Annotated in this window: 14 protein-coding genes; 9 read left to right on the top strand and 5 right to left on the bottom strand. The window is 69.9% G+C overall.

Annotated features, from left to right (window positions below):
- The first annotated feature begins 184 nt into the window (after positions 1 to 184).
- The 6 genes from zwf (at position 185) to ACIBK0_RS38860 (ending at position 6,115) form a co-directional block, all read left to right on the top strand.
- A complete protein-coding gene (zwf, locus tag ACIBK0_RS38835) occupies positions 185 to 1,750 on the top strand; it encodes a glucose-6-phosphate dehydrogenase (protein WP_399090913.1) in 1,566 nt (521 codons plus the stop codon).
- Entirely contained in the window at positions 1,747 to 2,682 is a 936-nt protein-coding gene (opcA, locus tag ACIBK0_RS38840; protein ID WP_399090722.1) for a glucose-6-phosphate dehydrogenase assembly protein OpcA, read from the top strand. Before zwf ends, opcA begins: the two co-directional genes overlap by 4 nt.
- On the top strand, positions 2,675 to 4,324 hold the full coding sequence (gene pgi, locus ACIBK0_RS38845; protein WP_399090725.1) for a glucose-6-phosphate isomerase: 1,650 nt from the start codon (positions 2,675 to 2,677) through the stop codon (positions 4,322 to 4,324). The genes opcA and pgi overlap by 8 nt, the downstream gene beginning before the upstream one ends.
- A 6-nt stretch (positions 4,325 to 4,330) precedes the next feature.
- Positions 4,331 to 5,209 (top strand): phosphogluconate dehydrogenase (NAD(+)-dependent, decarboxylating), encoded by an 879-nt coding sequence (gene gnd / locus ACIBK0_RS38850; protein ID WP_399090728.1) that lies wholly within the window; start codon positions 4,331 to 4,333, stop codon positions 5,207 to 5,209.
- A gap of 5 nt (positions 5,210 to 5,214) precedes the next feature.
- On the top strand, positions 5,215 to 5,820 hold the full coding sequence (locus ACIBK0_RS38855) for a histidine phosphatase family protein (protein ID WP_399090731.1): 606 nt from the start codon (positions 5,215 to 5,217) through the stop codon (positions 5,818 to 5,820).
- A gap of 121 nt (positions 5,821 to 5,941) precedes the next feature.
- Complete coding sequence (locus ACIBK0_RS38860) at positions 5,942 to 6,115, top strand: hypothetical protein (RefSeq protein ID WP_399090734.1); 174 nt, start codon at positions 5,942 to 5,944, stop codon at positions 6,113 to 6,115.
- Here the strand turns inward: ACIBK0_RS38860 and ACIBK0_RS38865 are convergent.
- The 3 genes from ACIBK0_RS38865 to ACIBK0_RS38875 form a co-directional block, all read right to left on the bottom strand.
- Positions 6,099 to 6,410 (bottom strand): hypothetical protein, encoded by a 312-nt coding sequence (locus ACIBK0_RS38865; protein ID WP_399090737.1) that lies wholly within the window; start codon positions 6,408 to 6,410, stop codon positions 6,099 to 6,101. The genes ACIBK0_RS38860 and ACIBK0_RS38865 overlap by 17 nt on opposite strands.
- Before the next feature lie 135 nt (positions 6,411 to 6,545).
- Positions 6,546 to 7,508, bottom strand: a complete 963-nt coding sequence (locus tag ACIBK0_RS38870; RefSeq protein ID WP_399090740.1) for a hypothetical protein — start codon at positions 7,506 to 7,508, stop codon at positions 6,546 to 6,548.
- Positions 7,509 to 7,518: 10 nt separating this feature from the next.
- Complete coding sequence (locus tag ACIBK0_RS38875; protein ID WP_399090743.1) at positions 7,519 to 9,003, bottom strand: APC family permease; 1,485 nt, start codon at positions 9,001 to 9,003, stop codon at positions 7,519 to 7,521.
- A 340-nt stretch (positions 9,004 to 9,343) separates the two neighbouring features.
- On the opposite strand from ACIBK0_RS38875, the gene ACIBK0_RS38880 reads away from it, so the two are divergent.
- Positions 9,344 to 11,962 carry a TIM-barrel domain-containing protein gene (locus tag ACIBK0_RS38880; protein WP_399090746.1) on the top strand — a complete coding sequence of 873 codons (2,619 nt, stop codon included), beginning with the start codon at positions 9,344 to 9,346 and terminating at the stop codon, positions 11,960 to 11,962.
- A gap of 8 nt (positions 11,963 to 11,970) precedes the next feature.
- Here the strand turns inward: ACIBK0_RS38880 and ACIBK0_RS38885 are convergent, their stop codons facing one another.
- Positions 11,971 to 13,785, bottom strand: a complete 1,815-nt coding sequence (locus ACIBK0_RS38885) for a bifunctional sugar phosphate isomerase/epimerase/4-hydroxyphenylpyruvate dioxygenase family protein (protein WP_399090749.1) — start codon at positions 13,783 to 13,785, stop codon at positions 11,971 to 11,973.
- A gap of 156 nt (positions 13,786 to 13,941) precedes the next feature.
- Positions 13,942 to 14,823 carry a shikimate dehydrogenase gene (locus tag ACIBK0_RS38890; RefSeq protein WP_399090752.1) on the bottom strand — a complete coding sequence of 294 codons (882 nt, stop codon included), beginning with the start codon at positions 14,821 to 14,823 and terminating at the stop codon, positions 13,942 to 13,944.
- A 163-nt stretch (positions 14,824 to 14,986) separates the two neighbouring features.
- On the opposite strand from ACIBK0_RS38890, the gene ACIBK0_RS38895 reads away from it, so the two are divergent.
- Both ACIBK0_RS38895 and ACIBK0_RS38900 read left to right on the top strand, forming a co-directional pair.
- A complete protein-coding gene (locus tag ACIBK0_RS38895) occupies positions 14,987 to 15,652 on the top strand; it encodes a TetR/AcrR family transcriptional regulator (protein ID WP_399090755.1) in 666 nt (221 codons plus the stop codon).
- A gap of 268 nt (positions 15,653 to 15,920) precedes the next feature.
- Positions 15,921 to 17,273: an MFS transporter gene (locus tag ACIBK0_RS38900; protein ID WP_399090758.1), complete on the top strand. Its 1,353-nt coding sequence runs from the start codon at positions 15,921 to 15,923 to the stop codon at positions 17,271 to 17,273.
- Positions 17,274 to 17,287 lie beyond the last annotated feature (14 nt).

The following is a 17,287-nucleotide window of genomic DNA, read 5'->3' on the forward strand; positions in this document are numbered from 1 at the left end:
ATTGGGTGACACGGCCGTGGAACCGGCTGCGGTGACGGCGGGATCCGACGCGGCGCGCACGGAACACGCGGGATCCGGCGACGCGAGCGCGGCGACGGCCGACGTACCGGGCCCCGGTCAGGCCGGCTCGGAAACGGCCGACGCGGCATGGGTACCCGGGCACGCGAACGCCGAGTGGGCCGACATGACGCCGCAGACCCTCGCCGAGGCGCTCGGCCTGCCGGTGTCCGACTGGGACAACCCCCTGCGCGACCCGCGCGACCGCCGCCTCCCCCGCATCGCGGGCCCCTCCGGCCTGGTCATCTTCGGCGTCACCGGCGACCTGTCCCGCAAGAAGCTGATGCCGGCCGTCTACGACCTCGCCAACCGCGGTCTGCTCCCGCCCGGCTTCTCGCTCCTCGGCTTCGCCCGCCGCGAGTGGGAGGACCAGGACTTCGCGCAGGTCGTCCACGACTCGGTGCGCGAGCACTCCCGTACGGAGTTCCGCGAGGAGGTCTGGCAGCAGCTCGTCGAGGGCATGCGGTTCATCCCGGGCGACTTCGACGACGACACGGCGTTCAAGCAACTGCGCTCCGCGGTCGATGAGTTGGACGCCTCGCGCGGTACCAGCGGCAACTACGCCTTCTACCTCTCGGTCCCGCCGAAGTTCTTCCCGAAGGTTGTCCAGCAGCTCAAGAAGCACGGTCTCGCGGACGCGCCGGAGGGCTCGTGGCGGCGCGCGGTCATCGAGAAGCCGTTCGGACATGATCTGGCGAGCGCGCGTGAGCTCAACAAGATCGTGCACGAGGTGTTCGACCCGGACCAGGTGTTCCGTATCGACCACTACCTCGGCAAGGAGACCGTCCAGAACATCCTGGCACTCCGTTTCGCCAACCAGATGTACGAGCCCATCTGGAACCGGTCGTACGTCGACCACGTCCAGATCACCATGGCCGAGGACATCGGCATCGGCGGCCGGGCGGGCTACTACGACGGCATCGGCTCCGCCCGGGATGTGATCCAGAATCACCTCCTCCAGCTGATGGCCCTGACCGCCATGGAGGAGCCGGCCGCCTTCGACGCCGAGTCGCTGCTCACCGAGAAGCTCAAGGTGCTCAAGGCCGTAAAGCTGCCGGAGAACCTCGGCGAGCACACCGTGCGCGGACAGTACGCGGCGAGCTGGCAGGGCGGCGAGAAGGTGCGCGGCTACCTGCAGGAGGACGGCATCGACCGCGAGTCGACGACCGACACCTATGCCGCCGTCAAGCTGGAGGTCGACAACCGCCGTTGGGCGGGCGTCCCCTTCTATCTGCGCACCGGCAAGCGCCTGGGCCGACGGGTGACGGAGATCGCGGTGGTCTTCCAGCGCGCGCCCCACTCGCCCTTCGACTCGACGGCCACCGAGGAGCTCGGCGCGAACGCGATCGTCATCCGCGTCCAGCCCGACGAGGGCATGACGGTGCGCTTCGGGTCCAAGGTGCCGGGTACGTCGATGGAGATCCGGGACGTCACGATGGACTTCGCCTACGGCGAGTCGTTCACCGAGTCCAGCCCGGAGGCGTACGAACGGCTGATCCTGGATGTCCTGCTCGGCGACGCCAATCTCTTTCCCCGTCATCAAGAGGTGGAAGAGTCCTGGAAGATCCTCGACCCGATCGAGGGGTACTGGGAGACGCACGGCAAGCCCGCGCAGTACCCCTCGGGCAGCTGGGGCCCGAAGGAAGCCGATGAGATGCTCGCACGAGACGGACGGAGCTGGCGCAGGCCATGAAGATCGACCTGACCGACACCACGGCAAGCAAGATCAACAAGGCGCTCGTGCAGGGGCGCCGGGCCATCGGCACCCCCGCCGTGGGCATGGTCCTGACGATGGTCATCGTCACCGACGAGGAGAACGCGTACGACTCGATCAAGGCGGCCGAGGAGGCCTCGCGCGAGCATCCCTCGCGCACCCTGGTCGTCATCAAGCGCGTCGCCCGCACCCCGCGCGACCGCACCCACTCCCGCCTGGACGCGGAGGTGCGCGTCGGCACGGACGCGGGCACCGGTGAGACGGTCGTGCTGCGGACCTACGGCGAGGTGTCCGACCACGCCGACTCCGTGGTCCTGCCGCTGCTGCTGCCCGACGCCCCGGTCGTCGTCTGGTGGCCGGTGGACTCGCCCGACGTCCCGGTCAAGGACCCGCTGGGCGCCCTCGCACAGCGCCGGATCACCGACATGTACGCCGTCGAGGCGCCGCTCCTGGCCCTGGAGGCCCGCGCCGCGTCGTACGCGCCCGGCGACACCGACCTCGCGTGGACGCGACTGACGCCGTGGCGCTCGATGCTGGCCGCCGCGCTCGACCAGGCCCGTACGCAGGTGACCTCGGCCGCCGTCGAGAGCGAGGCCGAGAACCCGAGCGCCGAGCTGCTGGCCCGCTGGCTGGAGGCCAGACTGCGGGTCCCGGTCGAGCGGATCGTCACCGCGGGGCCCGTCGTGACCGCCGTACGGCTCGGCACCGCGAACGGCGAGATCGTGATCGACCGCCCCGAGGGCCCGTTGGCCACGCTGTCCCTTCCCGGGCAGCCCTCCCGCACCCTCGCGCTGAAGGTGCGCTCCACCTCCGAGCTGATCTCCGAGGAGCTGCGTCGCCTCGACGCGGACGAGATGTACGCCGTCGCCCTGCGGGGCGAGGGCACCAAGGAGACCCCCCGTCATGTCTGACTCCCCCAAGCTCACGCGGCGTCCGGAGTGGGTGGCCCTGGAGGACCACCGCGCGGTCGGCCTGCTCCACCCGCGGCTGCGTGAGCTGTTCGCCGCCGACCCCGCGCGCGCCGAGCGCTATGTCGTGCGGGTCGGCGACCTGCGGATCGACTACTCCAAGCACCTGATCACGGACGAGACCCTCGCCCTGCTCCAGGAACTGGCCACCGCCACCGACGTGTTCGGGCTGCGGGACGCCATGTTCCGAGGCGAGAGGATCAATGTCACCGAGGACCGCGCGGTACTGCACACCGCGCTGCGCGCCCCGCGCGACGCGGTCATCGAGGTCGACGGCGAGAACGTCGTCCCCGCGGTGCACGCGGTGCTGGACAAGATGGCCGACTTCGCCGAGCGCGTCCGTTCGGGTGCGTGGACCGGACACACCGGCAAGCGCATCAAGAACGTGGTGAACATCGGCATCGGCGGCTCCGACCTCGGCCCGGCGATGGCGTACGAGGCACTGCGGGCGTTCACGGACCGGTCGCTGACCGTGCGGTTCGTGTCCAACGTGGACGGGGCGGACCTGCACGAGGCCACGCGCGACCTGGACCCGGCCGAGACCCTGTTCATCATCGCGTCCAAGACGTTCACGACGATCGAGACCATCACCAACGCGACCTCGGCGCGCTCGTGGCTGCTCGCCGGCCTGGACGGCGAGGACAAGGCGGTCGCCAAGCACTTCGTGGCGCTGTCGACCAACGCCGGGAAGGTGTCGGACTTCGGCATCGACACGGCCAACATGTTCGAGTTCTGGGACTGGGTCGGCGGGCGCTACTCCTTCGACTCGGCGATCGGTCTGTCGCTGATGATCGCCATCGGTCCGGACCGCTTCCGGGAGATGCTCGACGGGTTCCATCTCGTCGACGAGCACTTCAAGAGCGCTCCCGCCGAGGCCAACGCGCCTTTGCTGCTCGGCCTGCTGGGCGTCTGGTACGGCAATTTCTTCGACGCCCAGTCGCACGCCGTACTCCCTTACTCGCACTACCTGTCCAAGTTCACCGCCTACCTGCAGCAGCTGGACATGGAGTCCAACGGCAAGTCGGTGGACCGCGACGGCCACCCCGTGGAGTGGCAGACGGGCCCTGTGGTGTGGGGCACGCCGGGCACCAATGGGCAGCACGCGTACTACCAACTCATCCACCAGGGCACCAAGTTGATCCCGGCCGACTTCATCGGCTTCGTCAACCCGGTCGACGAGCTGAGCGGCGAACTCAAGGACCAGCACGACCTGCTGATGGCGAACTTCTTCGCGCAGACCCAGGCGCTGGCCTTCGGCAAGACGCCGGACGAGGTGCGCGCCGAGGGCGTGGCCGAGGAACTGGTCCCGCACAAGACGTTCAAGGGCAACCACCCGACGACCACCATCCTCGCGCGCGAGCTGACGCCCTCCGTCCTCGGCCAGCTGATCGCGCTGTACGAGCACAAGGTGTTCGTCCAGGGCGCGATCTGGAACATCGACTCCTTCGACCAGTGGGGCGTCGAGCTCGGCAAGGTCCTCGCCAAGCGCGTCGAGCCCGCCCTCACCGAAGGCGCGGACGTCCCCGGCCTCGACCCCTCCACCGCCGCCCTCGTGGCCGCTTACCGCACTCTCCGGAAGAAGTGAACTGACATGCAGCTCGGACTCATCGGCCTCGGCAAGATGGGCGGCAACATGCGCGAGCGGATACGCCGCGCGGGCCACACCGTCATCGGATACGACCGCAACCCGGACCTCGCCGACGTGAGCAGCCTCGCCGAACTCGTCGGCAAGCTCGAAGGCCCGCGCGTGGTCTGGGTGATGGTGCCGGCCGGCGCCCCCACCCAGTCCGTCGTCGACGAACTCGGCGACCTCCTGGAGCCCGGCGACACCGTGGTCGACGGCGGCAACTCCCGCTGGACCGACGACGAGAAGCACGCCGAGGAGCTCGCGGCCAAGGGCATCGGCTTCGTCGACGCGGGTGTCTCGGGTGGCGTGTGGGGCCTGCAGAACGGTTATGCCCTCATGGTCGGCGGCGACGCCGAGAACATCGCGAAGGTCCAGCCGATCTTCGACGCGCTCAAGCCCGAGGGCGACTTCGGTTTCGTCCACGCGGGCAAGGTGGGCGCGGGCCACTTCTCCAAGATGGTCCACAACGGCATCGAGTACGCCATGATGCAGGCCTACGCCGAGGGCTGGGAGCTCCTGGAGAAGGTCGACTCCGTCACCGACGTCCGGGAGGTCTTCCGCTCCTGGCAGGAGGGCACGGTCATCCGCTCCTGGCTGCTCGACCTCGCCGTCAACGCGCTGGACGACGACGAGCACCTGGACAAGCTGCGCGGCTACGCCGAGGACTCCGGCGAGGGCCGCTGGACCGTCGAGGCGGCCATCGACAACTCCGTCCCGCTACCCGCCATCACCGCCTCCCTCTTCGCCCGGTTCGCCTCCCGTCAGGACGACTCCCCGCAGATGAAGATGATCGCGGCGCTGCGCAACCAGTTCGGCGGCCACGCCGTCGAGTCCGCGAAGTAGCGGCCATGGGTGACCTCCTGCTGGTCCGCCACGGCGAGACCGAGTGGAGCGTGTCGGGTCGGCACACCAGCTGGACCGACCTGCCCCTCACTCAGCACGGCGAGGAACAGGCCAAGTCCCTCGCCCCGCTGCTCGCCGGACGGAGCTTCGCCCTCGCGCTCACCAGCCCGCTCGGCCGCGCGGTCCGCACCGCGGAACTCGCGGGCATCTACGGGGCCGTACCCGATCCCGATCTGCACGAGTGGGACTACGGCGCGTACGAAGGCATCACCACCGTCCAGATACACCGCACCCGGCCCGACTGGTACCTGTGGGACGACGGGGTGCCGCCCGGTCCGGCCGGTCACCCGGGCGAGTCACCGGCCGAGGTGGGGCAGCGCGCCGACCGCGTGCTGTCCCGGATCGAGAGCGCGCTCGGCGGCGGTGACGTGATCCTGGTCGCGCACGCCCACTTCCTGCGGGTGCTCACGGCCCGCCGGCTGGGACTTCCCCCGGCGGACGGGCGGCTGTTCCAACTCGCCACGGGCACGGCCAGCCGGCTCTCCACCGAGCACGGGCGTCCCGTGATCGCCGAGTGGAATACCACCGGGACTTCTGCCGCCGTCCGCTAGTTTCCACGGTGCTGTAGAAACCGAAGAGGTTCCGGTCCGCCCGCTCGGGCGGACCGGGCCTTCGACGACGTATGGCGTTCTCCTCGCCCTGTGGGACCGCATCAAGGAGTCCGCGTCGACGATGCAGACCCAGCTGGTGGCGAAGAAGAAGCCCGACGATGCCGACGTCGACAAGACCGAGCAGGCCGTCGTGCGGGAGGCGTGCTCGACCTGCCGCCGCACGAGTTCGACCTGTGACACTCCTTCCGCAGCGACATCTCTGCTTGACGCGGCCCCGGCTACAACACGTCTCTGAACTCGCTCAACACCCCGGGCGGGGCGAGCGCGTTGACGTAGCGGTCGTGGTCGTGGTCGTGGTCGTCGAAGGAATACTTGAACGGGATGGTGCGGGTCGGCGCGAGCCTGGTGGCGAAGAAGGCGAGGGGCGCCACCACGGCGAGGCCCGCGAGGCTGTCCATCTGCGGATGGTGCAGGCCCGGTTCGGTGTTCTCGCTCCGGCCGTCGGCCCGCGCGCCCAGCGGCGGGCGCAGCGACCGCCGGAGGGACTCGGCGACACCGACGCCCAGTTCGTACGCATCCGTATGAAGCAAACGACCGATGACCGGCGTCGCCTGACGGTCACTCAGGTCATGGGTCGCCGTCAGCGACCACTCAGAGCCGACCGACCTGCGGCGCCCCGGAGCACCGCAGGCACGTCCGGCTCCGGGACACCCGACGACCGCGGTTCACACCCCACGCGAGGGCCGTTTGCGCCATTTCACGAACTCCTTCTCCGGGTCACCGGTGTACGACCACGGCGTCCGGCCGGCCCGCCGCCCGATCATCCCGAACAGCGCGGTGGCGATGTCCGCCGTACCGGCGTAACAGGCGGCGTGCGTCAGATAGTTGAGGCCGCGCACCTCCCAGGGCTCCACGGGGCCGTCCGGGCGCGCCGTGATCCAGCGCTGCCAGGTGCGCCGTACGTCGCTGACGGCAGCGTCGTGGTTCCAGTGCTGGCCGAGCCCGACGACGGCTTCCCGCTGGCCCTTCGCCCCGTCGAGGATGTAGCGGTACTCCTCGACGCGGGCGAACTGCACCAGGACGGGCAGCGCGCAGCCCGGCGGCGCCACACCGGCCGCGTCGCGGGCGAAGTCGTACATGAGTCCGTGCGTGCCGTGCCAGCGCGACGAGTAGTAGTGCAGGATCTGGAGATGGCCCTCCATGCTGTACGGGTCGCGGCCGTGCAGTTCGTCCCACCAGCGGCCGAGTTCCTGGCGGCGTACACCGGTGGGATAGAGCCGGGCGACGGAGATCAGGGAGATCCAGGGCGTGGGGTCCTCCGGGTGGGACTCGGCGGCCTGGAGGCAGGCGATCACCGCCCGGTCGATGCGGTTCTGGTCGATGGGCACGCCCCGGCCCGCGGCGATGGCCAGGTTGAAGGCCCGGGCCACGTCGGTCGCGGCCCGCAGCACCAGCGCGTCGGCGCTGCGGGGTTCGGCCGCCAGCCAGGACTCGACCGTGGAATTGCCAGCGCAGGCCGGTGCGAGCAACCGGATCCGGTGGCTGCGCACGGACCAGTCGGCACTGTCCGCCCGCAGCAGCTCGCGCAGGCCCTGCCAGCGGCCGATGACGATGTCCTGACGGGCCGAGGTGAGGGGTCTGTCCCCGCAGTCGGGGTCGAAGTCGGGGGTGAAGCGGTCTCCCGCCATCGGGTCCCTCTCAGAAGTCGGTGGGGAGACCCTCGTGGACGCGGGACCGTTCGGTCGCCGCCGCGGTGGCGTAGCCGTCGGGGATGTAGTCGGTCTCGACGACCTGGGTGGCGTCGAGCTTGGCGGGCCGGTAGTAGTCGCTGCCCTGCTTCCAGTACCAGAGCATGGGGATCAGGCCGACGGCGATGCCGCCGATGCCGATCGCGATCGACGCGCTGCTCAGGTCGCCCAGCGACTCGACGAAGATCCAGAACATGAACAGGGCGCCGAGCAACGGCCACAGCCCGCCGAAGAAGAAGTTGGCCGGGGACTTCAGCAGCATCTTGCGGTAGGCGACGACCACGGCGATGCCGGCGAGGCCGTAGTAGACGGCGATCTGCAGGCCGATCGCGGCGATGGCGTCGGAGAGGATGTCACCGACCGAACCGAGGGCGTTGGAAGTCACGAACATCACCAGGGCGACGGCGCCGACGACGACGATGGCGACCCACGGGGTGTTCCACTTGCGGTGCACGCGGCCCAGCGCGGTCGGCATCGTACGGTCGCGGCCCATCGCGAACAGTGAACGGGTGACCTGGATGAGCGTGGTCTCCAGGGTGGCGATGGTGGACAGCATCACGGCGACGATCAGCAGCTTGCCGCCCCAGCCCGGCCAGATCTCCTCGCCCAGCACGCCCAGGACGTTGGCGTCGTTGTCCTGGATCTGCTGGTCGGTGAGGATGACGTTCACCGCGATGGTGAACACCTCGAAGAGCAGGAAGACGATGCCGACGCCGATCAGGCCCGCGAGTCCCGTGGTGCGGCGGCTGTCGCGGGTCTCCTCGCTGAGGTTGCTGGTGACGTCCCAGCCCCAGTAGTAGAAGGCGGCGATCAGCGCGCCGGACGCGAAGCCGCTCACCCCGTCGAAGTGGCCGAAGCCGAGCCAGGACCACTCGAAGGAACGGGCGTTGCCGCTGTGCAGCAGGGCGCCGACCGCGAAGACGGCCAGAATGGCGAGCTCCACACCGGACATGACGAGCTGCGCGCGCACGGTGAGCCGGGCGCCGCCGAGCACCACCACCAGCATGACCAGGAACCAGGCCGCGCCGACCGCCGTGGCCAACGCGGTGTTGTCCGCGAGCCCTTCGTCGAAGAGGGAGAGCGTCATCGCGCCCGCGGGCAGCGAACCGGCGACCATGAAGATCGTCGCGGAGATGACGAGGGCCCAGCCGCTGATGAAGCCGAGGAAGGGGTGGAGCGTGCGGCCGACCCAGGAGTAGCTGGCGCCCGCGTTGACGTCGATCCGGCCGAGGTAGCTGAAGGCCAGCGCGATGCCCAGCATGGGTATCGCGCAGTACAGGAGTGCCGCGGGACTGGCGAGGCCCACCGCGCCGACGAGGACCGCGGTGGTCGCGGCCAGCGAGTATGCGGGGGCGCTGCCCGCGACCGCCATCACAACCGTGTCGAACGTACCGAGGGCATTGGCCTGAAGCCCTCTGCCCCTGTTGTTGCTCATGCTCGCGCTGCTTTCCGTCCTGCACGGCGCGCGGGCGGGCACGCCCGACAACGCCATGTGTTCAGTGGGGGGTGTGAAGGTCGATGCCGTACAACCGCCGTCATCGGGCAGAGGGTCGCTCCGCAGGTGAGGTGATGATAGCGGTGGCGGTTCGCCTTTCAATCTCAACTGGCCGGTAATTTGCGGCCGCCCACGGCGCCGACCGCGGCGACACCTCAGGTGAGATCCATTGACATGAACCTGCACGCGCGGCCACTCTTCATGCTTGAACATGCACGATCCGACGCGATTTCAAGCACCTGCAAACACAACACCGTTGGTTTGAGTGGAGATGCGTACCGTGCGAAGACTCCGACACCGTTCCTGGGCCATGGCGGGGCTCGCCACCGCCCTGGCCGTCACCGCGCTGAGCGCCCCGGCTCGGCCCGCGCTCGCGGCGACCGGACCGAGCGCCGTTCTCGACGACACCCACCGGAGCGTCAGCTGGCAGAGCCCCGTCTACGCCAAGGGCACGTCGGGCGGCGCCGAGAGCTGCCCGTCCGCCGCCGACGACCCGGACAACAAGGTCTGCGACCGCTTCGATGTGAACGTCTCGGTACCCGAGGGGTATTGGGCCGACAACCCCGAGGGGGGCGTACCGATCTCGATCGAGTGGCAGCACCCCACCGACGACTTCGACCTGTACATCTACGACGATGCGGGCAAGCAGGTCGCCTCCAGCGCGGGCACCGCCGACCCCGAGGCCACGGTGATCCCGAACGCGTCGGGGACCTACCACGTGCTGGTGGTGCCGTACGACGTGCACGACAACTCCTTCATTGGCAAGGCGTATCTGCCCGAGACGACGGACGCGGGAGATCTCACATCCTTCAGCGGCCGCGACGGCAGATACACCATCGAGGCCGGGCAGCTCAGGGCGCAGGCCGACTTCCTGGCCGATGGCCAACTGCGCCTCCAGGCGGACCCGTCCGGATCACTCTCCGACCCGGCGGGCACGGCCATCGTCCGCAAGCAGCCCGCCGCGCAGAAGCACACGACGTCCTTCGACGCGGGCGCGTACTACGGCATCCGCTCCCCCGACGCGGTCCTGCGGGTCTACAAGAAGCCGCTGCGCTTCGGCCTCTACAAGGCCGACAACCGCACCCCCGTCTGGCAGGAGGACAAACCCCTTCGCTGGTCGACGAGCGGGATGCGGCAGAGCCTGGCACGCGGCGCGGACGAGCAGTTCTTCGGTGGCGGCGAGCAGAACGGCAGCTTCGCGCACCGGGACCGGACGATGTACGTGGCCAACAGCTTCGACTGGAACGAGGGCGGTTACAACAACTCGCAGCCCTTCTACCTCTCCAGCGCGGGCTACGGCGTCTTCCGCAACACCTTCGCGCCGGGCGTCTACGACTTCGGCTCACCGGTGCGGACCGGACAGCAGGAACGGCGCCTGGACGCCTACTACTTCCTCGGTGATGCGAAGAAGGTGATCGGCAAGTACACCGCGCTGGTGGGCAAACCGTTCATGCCGCCGGTGTACGGGCTCGAACCGGGCGACTCCGACTGCTACCTGCACAACGCCAACCGCGGCGAACGGCACACCCTCGACGCGCTGAAGATCGCCGACGGCTACACCTCGCACGACATGCCGCTCGGCTGGATGCTCGTCAACGACGGCTACGGCTGCGGTTACGAGAACCTCGCCGAGACGGCCAAGGGGCTCCAGGACCACCAGGCTCAGCTCGGCCTGTGGACCCAGGACGGCATCGACAAGCTCGCCGACCAGGTGAAGGCGGGCCAGCGCGTGGCCAAGCTGGACGTGGCCTGGGTCGGCAACGGCTACGGTTTCGCACTCGACGCCTGCGACAAGGCCAAGGCGGGCATCGAGGAGAACAGCGACGCGCGCGGCTTCGTCTGGCTCCCGGTGTCCTGGGCGGGCGCCCAGCGCTGCGGCGTCCTGTGGAGCGGCGACCAGAAGCTGTCGTGGGACTACATCCGCTGGCAGATCCCGACGTATGCCGGGGCCACCATGTCCGGCATCGCGTACAACACCGGTGACGTGGGCTCGATCTACCGCCACGACGCCAAGATGTACGCCCGCGACCTCCAGTGGAAGGCGTTCCTGCCCGCCATCATGACTATGGACGGCTGGGCCTCCGACATCGCCACCGGCAAGCCCGCCGACCAGCAGCCCTGGCTGGACGGCGAGCCGTACACCTCCATCAACCGCAAGTACCTCCAGCTGAAGGAGCGCCTGCTCCCCTACATGTACACGCTCTCCGCCGAGGCGTCGAAGACGGGCGTGGGCGCGGTCCGTCCGCTGTGGCTGGAGTACCCGGACGACCCGAACACCCTGGGCGCGGACGCCAAGTACGAGTTCCTCGCGGGCTCCGACTTCCTGGTCGCGCCCGTCTACAAGGACTCCGAGACCCGCGACGGCATCTACCTCCCCAAGGGCACCTGGACCGACTACTGGACGGGCCGCACCTACCGGGGCCCCACGACGGTCGACGGTTACCACGCGCCGCTCGACACCCTTCCGCTGTTCGTGAAGGAGGGCGCGATCGTCCCCATGTGGCCCAAGGGCACGACGAGTTGGCAGACCCGCGACCGGCACGAACTGGACTGGGACCTCTACCCGAAGGGGAACAGCAGTTACACGCTGTACGAGGACGACGGCGTGACACGTGGGTTCACAACGGGTGCGTCGGCGACGCAGCGCGTGACGGTGAACTCCTCCTCGCTGACCACTGAGGTCAATGTCGGTGCGAGCGTGGGCAGTTACCAGGACAAACCGGCAGCCCGCTCATACCGCTTCACGGTGCACGGCGAGTCCGCGCCGCGCCAGGTGCTCCTCGACGGGCGACCGCTGCCGCGGGACGCCTGGTCGTACGACAGGGTCACCGGGATGACGACGGTCGGGACTCCCACCCTGTCGCTGGACCGCGCGTTCTCCCTGCGGCTCACGAGGTAATCCCGCGCTCAACGCCCCGGTCGCACCGCGTGCTGCGCGGCGAGGCGCACCGGGGCGTTCTGCGCGCCGTAGCCGCGGTAGCCGCCGTCGCGTTGGACGAGTTCGAAGAAGACGCGGCCGATCGTCTCGGTGTAGCAGTGGCGGAACTCGCCGTCCTGGTCGCGGTCGTAGAGGATGCCGAATTCGCGGTACGTCTCCAGCTCGCCGTCGGCGAACTCATACCGTGCGGCCAGGTCGTCGTAGTAGTTCGCGGGCATCGGCAGCAGGCGGCCACCCGCCTCACGGAAGCGGCGCGCCGCGGTGACGACGTCCTGCGTGGCGAGGGCGATGTGCTGGGCGCGGCCGCCCTCGTCGGTGGGGGCGGGGCCGACGCCGAGGGCGATACGGACGCTGCCGTCGGCGTTGGTGACGGCACGGCTGCGGTGCAGCCCGTACGGGTCGGCGACGTCCACGCTCTCCTGTGCGCTCAGCCCGAGCACGCTGTGGTGGAAGAGGGCGGCCTCGTCGAACTGGTGCCAGGGCTGGGTGAGCGCCAGGTGGTCGATGCGGGTCACCCGCCGCGGGTCCCGGGCGTGTTCGACCTGCCGGAAATCGCTGGTCCAGCTCGGGAGTCCGGCTCGGTCGGTCGCGCAGAAGAACAGTTCGGTGCCGTCGGGGGCGGCCACCGCGTCGAGGGGCGCGTCCTCGAGGGCACGCCGGCGCGGCAGCACGGGGGCGAGCAGGGCTTCGGCGCGCCGGGCCGCGGCGGCGGGGTCCGGTGACTCCAGGCCGACGGCGGCGAGTGCGGTGCCGTCACGGCGTGCGCCCGGTCCCGTGTTGACGAGGACGCGCGCCTCGCCCTGCTGCCAGAGGTCCACCGGCTTGCTGCGATGGCGGGCCGTACGCGTGAAGCCGAGGGCCCCGAGTACCGCGGTGACGGGGGCGACGTCGGGGGTGACGAGTTCGGCGAAGGCGACACCGGTCGGCACCACGGGGGCGGGCGGGCTCGCGAGGCCGGTCGGCTCCTGGAGCAGGGGTCCGGTCGCCTCTTGCAGGACGAGGAGGGAGCGCCGGGCGTCGACGGCGGTCGGTCCGGCCTCGGCCTGCCGGAAAACGTCGTTGAAGACTTCGAGGGAGAGCGGCCCCTCGTAACCGGCGCGCATCACATGCCCCAGCAGCCCCGCGATGTCGAAGCCGCCCTGGCCCGGGAAGCAGCGGTAGTGGCGGCTCCACTGGAGCACGTCCATCGCGATCAGCGGGGCGTCGGCCAGCTGCAGGAAGAAGATCTTCTCGCCGGGGATGTCCTCGATACCCTTGGGGTCGGAGCCGCGGGCGAGAATGTGGAAGCTGTCCAGGCAGGTGCCGAGGCAGGGGTGGTCCGCGGCTTCGACGATGCGCCAGGCATGGTCGTACGTACTCACCTGGCGGCCCCAAGCCAACGCCTCATAGGCCACGCGGATGCCGAAGTCCTGGGCCAGATCGGCCAGTCGGCGCAGCTGTCCGGCGGCGAGCGCGTCGTCGTCGACGGCGAGCGGGGAGACGCTGGAGCACACCAGGACGGTGTCGGCCCCCAGGCGGCGCATGAGCTCGAACTTGTGCCGCGCCCGGCGCAGATTGCGCGCGAACTCGTCCTCGGGCACGGCCTCCATGTCACGCATCGGCTGGTACAGGTCGATGCTCAGGCCGAGGTCGGCGGTGCGGGCACGGATCTCCTCGGGCGTGAGGGGGCTCGCGAGCAGGTCGTTCTCGAAGATCTCGACGCCGTCGAAGCCGGCCCGGGCCGCGGCCGTGAGCTTCTCGGTCAGCGATCCACCGAGCGAGACGGTGGCGATGGACGTACGCACGTTGATGCTCCTTCGGTAGTGCTGCCCTGCCATGGACGGCTCGGGAATGCGCGGGCTCGGGGCAAGCCCCCGCAGGGGGCGCGGGGCACTGCGCGAGCAACCCCCACGGGCCCGCTGCCGCCCCATCACCCCGGCCGCCCCGCGCGCGAGGCGCGCTCAGCCGCGGACGACCGCGGCGCTCGCGCCCGCCAGCTCGGCGATGTCCGCCAGCATCCGCGCACTGTCCGGCTCCCGCCCCGTGAACAGCCGAAACGCGTCCGCGGCCTGAAAGACAGCCATGCCACCCCCGTCGAGCGTCGCGCAGCCGAGGGCACGGGCGGTGCGCAGCAACTCGGTCTCCAGGGGCCGGTAGACGACCTCGGCGACCCACAGTCCGGGGTGCAGCAGCTCGGCCGGGAACGGCAGCCCGGGGTGAGCGGCCATCCCGGTGGGCGTGGCGTGGACGATGCCGTCGGCGTGGGCGAGGAGGGAGCCGAGCGCATCGGGTGTCGCGGCGTCGGCACGGCCCTCGCCGAAGTGGCGGTTCAGCGCGGCGGCGAGGTCGGCGGCCCGCTCGGGCATCGCGTCGACGACGGTGATGTGCCCGGCGCCCAGCGTGAGCACGGCGTGCGCGACGGCCGCGCCCGCGCCGCCCGCGCCCAGTTGGACGACGCGCTCCAGGGAGACGTCGGGCAGGCCGCGCGCGAAGGAGGCCGCGAACCCGGTGACGTCCGTGTTGTGCCCGATCGCGCGGCCGCCCTCGAAGACGACGGTGTTGACCGCGCCGAGCGCTTCCGCCCCCACGGAGAGCTCGTCGAGGTGGCCGATGACCAGCTGCTTGCACGGGTGCGTGATGTTCAGCCCGTTGAAGCCGAGGTCGCGTGCGGCGCTTACGAGATCGCCCACCGCCTCCGGGCCGACGCCGAGCGTGTCGATGTCGATCAGCCGGTACAGACAGCGCAGGCCCTGCCGGTCGGCCTCCCGCTCGTGCAGCGCGGGGCTGAGCGAGGGTCCGATGCCGGATCCGATGAGGCCGACGAGGTACGAGTTCTGGGGCACGACGGGCCTCCGGGCTGACTAATGTACGAACTGGTTCGTTAGTAAGTGATACCAGGATGTCGCGCCTTCGGGAAGACCCGGACAGGAAAGCTCGCGGCGGGGCCCTGCTTCTACAATCACGGGCACCGGCCCACCACCAGACCCTCTCGCTCGAAGGAACCCGATGACCAGCGTCGAAGAACCGGCACGACCCAACGGGCGCATTCGTGACGCCGCCCGCACCAAGGCCGAGATTCTCGACGTGGCGACCCAGGAGTTCGCACGCGCCGGTTACACCGGTGCCCGGGTCGACGAGATCGCCGCCCGCACCCGCACCACCAAGCGGATGATCTACTACTACTTCGGCGGCAAGGAGCAGCTGTTCACGGCCGTGCTGGAGCGCGCGTACTCCGTGATCCGCCAGGCCGAACAGGAGCTGGACGTCGAGCACCTGGACCCGGTCGCGGCCATCCGCCGGCTCGCCGAACTGACCTTCGACCACCATGAGGCGCATCCCGACTTCATCCGCCTGGTGAGCATCGAGAACATCCACGAAGCGGAGCACATCGCCGCGTCCGAGGAGCTCGGCAGGATCGGCTCGCCGGCGCTCGACGTGATCCGCCGGATCCTGGAGACCGGCCGGAAGTCGGGCCTGTTCACGGCCGACGTCGACGCCGTGGACCTGCACGCGATGATCAGCGCGTTCTGCTTCTTCCGGGTCGCCAACCGGCACACCTTCGGCGCCCTCTTCGGCCGGGACCTGGTCGCTCCCGACCAGCGGGAGCACTACCGCACCATGCTCGGCGACATGGTCATCGCCTACCTGACCGCGGACCGCGCGACGGACTGAGAACGCCCGCCAGGGACCACTCCGCGGACCAGGAACGCGAAGATCCTTCGGCGCAAACTCTTGACACCCGGGAAACGTCGGCGCAACATCCGTAGCCATCCGCTATTAACTATCCAGTGGGTTAATTAACCGGGAGCGCGGCAGTCAAGCAGCCCACATCCCGGCGCAGCCGACCCGTACACCCCCAGGGCCCCGGCACCCCTCCCCCTCCGCCACTCCCGTCCCCGGAGTCCCCTCCGTTCTCGGAGTTCCCTCGAAGGAGCACGCCGTGTCCGTCCCCGCCGCCCCGCTCGACGCGCCTCCCGGCCAGCCCCGGAAGGCCGCCATGGCCGCCTGGATCGGCAGCGCGCTGGAGTACTACGACTTCTTCATCTACGGCAGCGCCGCCGCCCTGATCTTCCCGAAGGTCTTCTTCGACGAGTCGGACCCCGCCACCGCGACCCTGCTGTCGCTGGCCACCTTCGGCGTCGCCTATGCCGCCCGTCCGATCGGCGCGCTGTTCCTCGGCCACTTCGGCGACCGCCTCGGCCGGAAGAAGATCATGGTCTTCACGCTGATCCTGATGGGTCTGTCGACGTTCCTCATCGGCTGTCTGCCCACCCGCGCCCAGGTCGGCGGCCTCGCCCCGGTCCTGCTCGTCCTCTGCCGCGTCCTGCAGGGCATCTCCGCGGCCGGGGAGCAGGCGAGCGCCAACTCGATGACGCTGGAGCACGCGCCCCCGAACCGCCGCGGCTTCTTCACCAGCTTCACGCTCAGCGGTACCCAGGGTGGTCAGCTCCTCGCCACGCTGGTCTTCCTCCCGATCGCCGCACTGCCCGAGGACCAGCTGCTCTCCTGGGGCTGGCGCGTCCCGTTCTGGCTGAGCGTCGCGGTCGCCGTCGTCGGTTACGTCATCCGCCGCACGCTCCAGGAGACCCCGGCCTTCACTCGGCAGGCCGCGACCGAGGGCGTCGCCAAGCTGCCCCTCGCCGTGCTGTTCCGCGAGCACTGGGCGGACGTCCTGCGGGTGGTCGCCGGTGCCCTGATCGCCTCGGTGAGCACGATCTTCACGGTCTGGGCGCTGGCGTACGGGACCAGCGACTCGGTCGGCCTGTCCCGCTCGCAGATGCTATGGGTGGGCGCGCTGGCCAACCTCGTCGCGCTCGGCGCGATCCCCGCGTGGGCCACACTCTCCGACCGCATCGGGCGCCGCCCGGTCTATCTGATCGGCGCCGCGGGCAGCGCGGTCCTGATGTTCGCCTACCTGTGGGCGATCTCCACGGGCTCCTACCCTCTGGTCCTGCTCTTCGGCATCCTCGCCTTCGGTGTCGTCTACAGCGCCGCGAACGGTGTCTGGCCGTCCTTCTACGGCGAGATGTTCTCCACCCGCGTCCGGCTCTCCGGCATGGCGATCGGCACCCAGATCGGCTTCGCCGTCGCCGGGTTCGCCGTGACCTTCGCCGCGCAGATCGCCGGCCCGGGCGGCGACGACTGGTCGTCCGTGGCCCTGTTCACCTCGGCCCTGTGCCTCCCGCCGGTGCTCGCCGCACTCACCGCCCGCGAGACGCACAAGGTGCCGACCGAGCTGCTCGGTGAGCGTGTGCCGGGGGAAGCCGCGCAGCGTGAGGCCGTGACGGCCTGACATCGGCCCACCTC

It is taken from the genome of Streptomyces sp. NPDC050564 (assembly GCF_044457265.1).
In the GTDB taxonomy this organism is placed as follows: domain Bacteria; phylum Actinomycetota; class Actinomycetes; order Streptomycetales; family Streptomycetaceae; genus Streptomyces.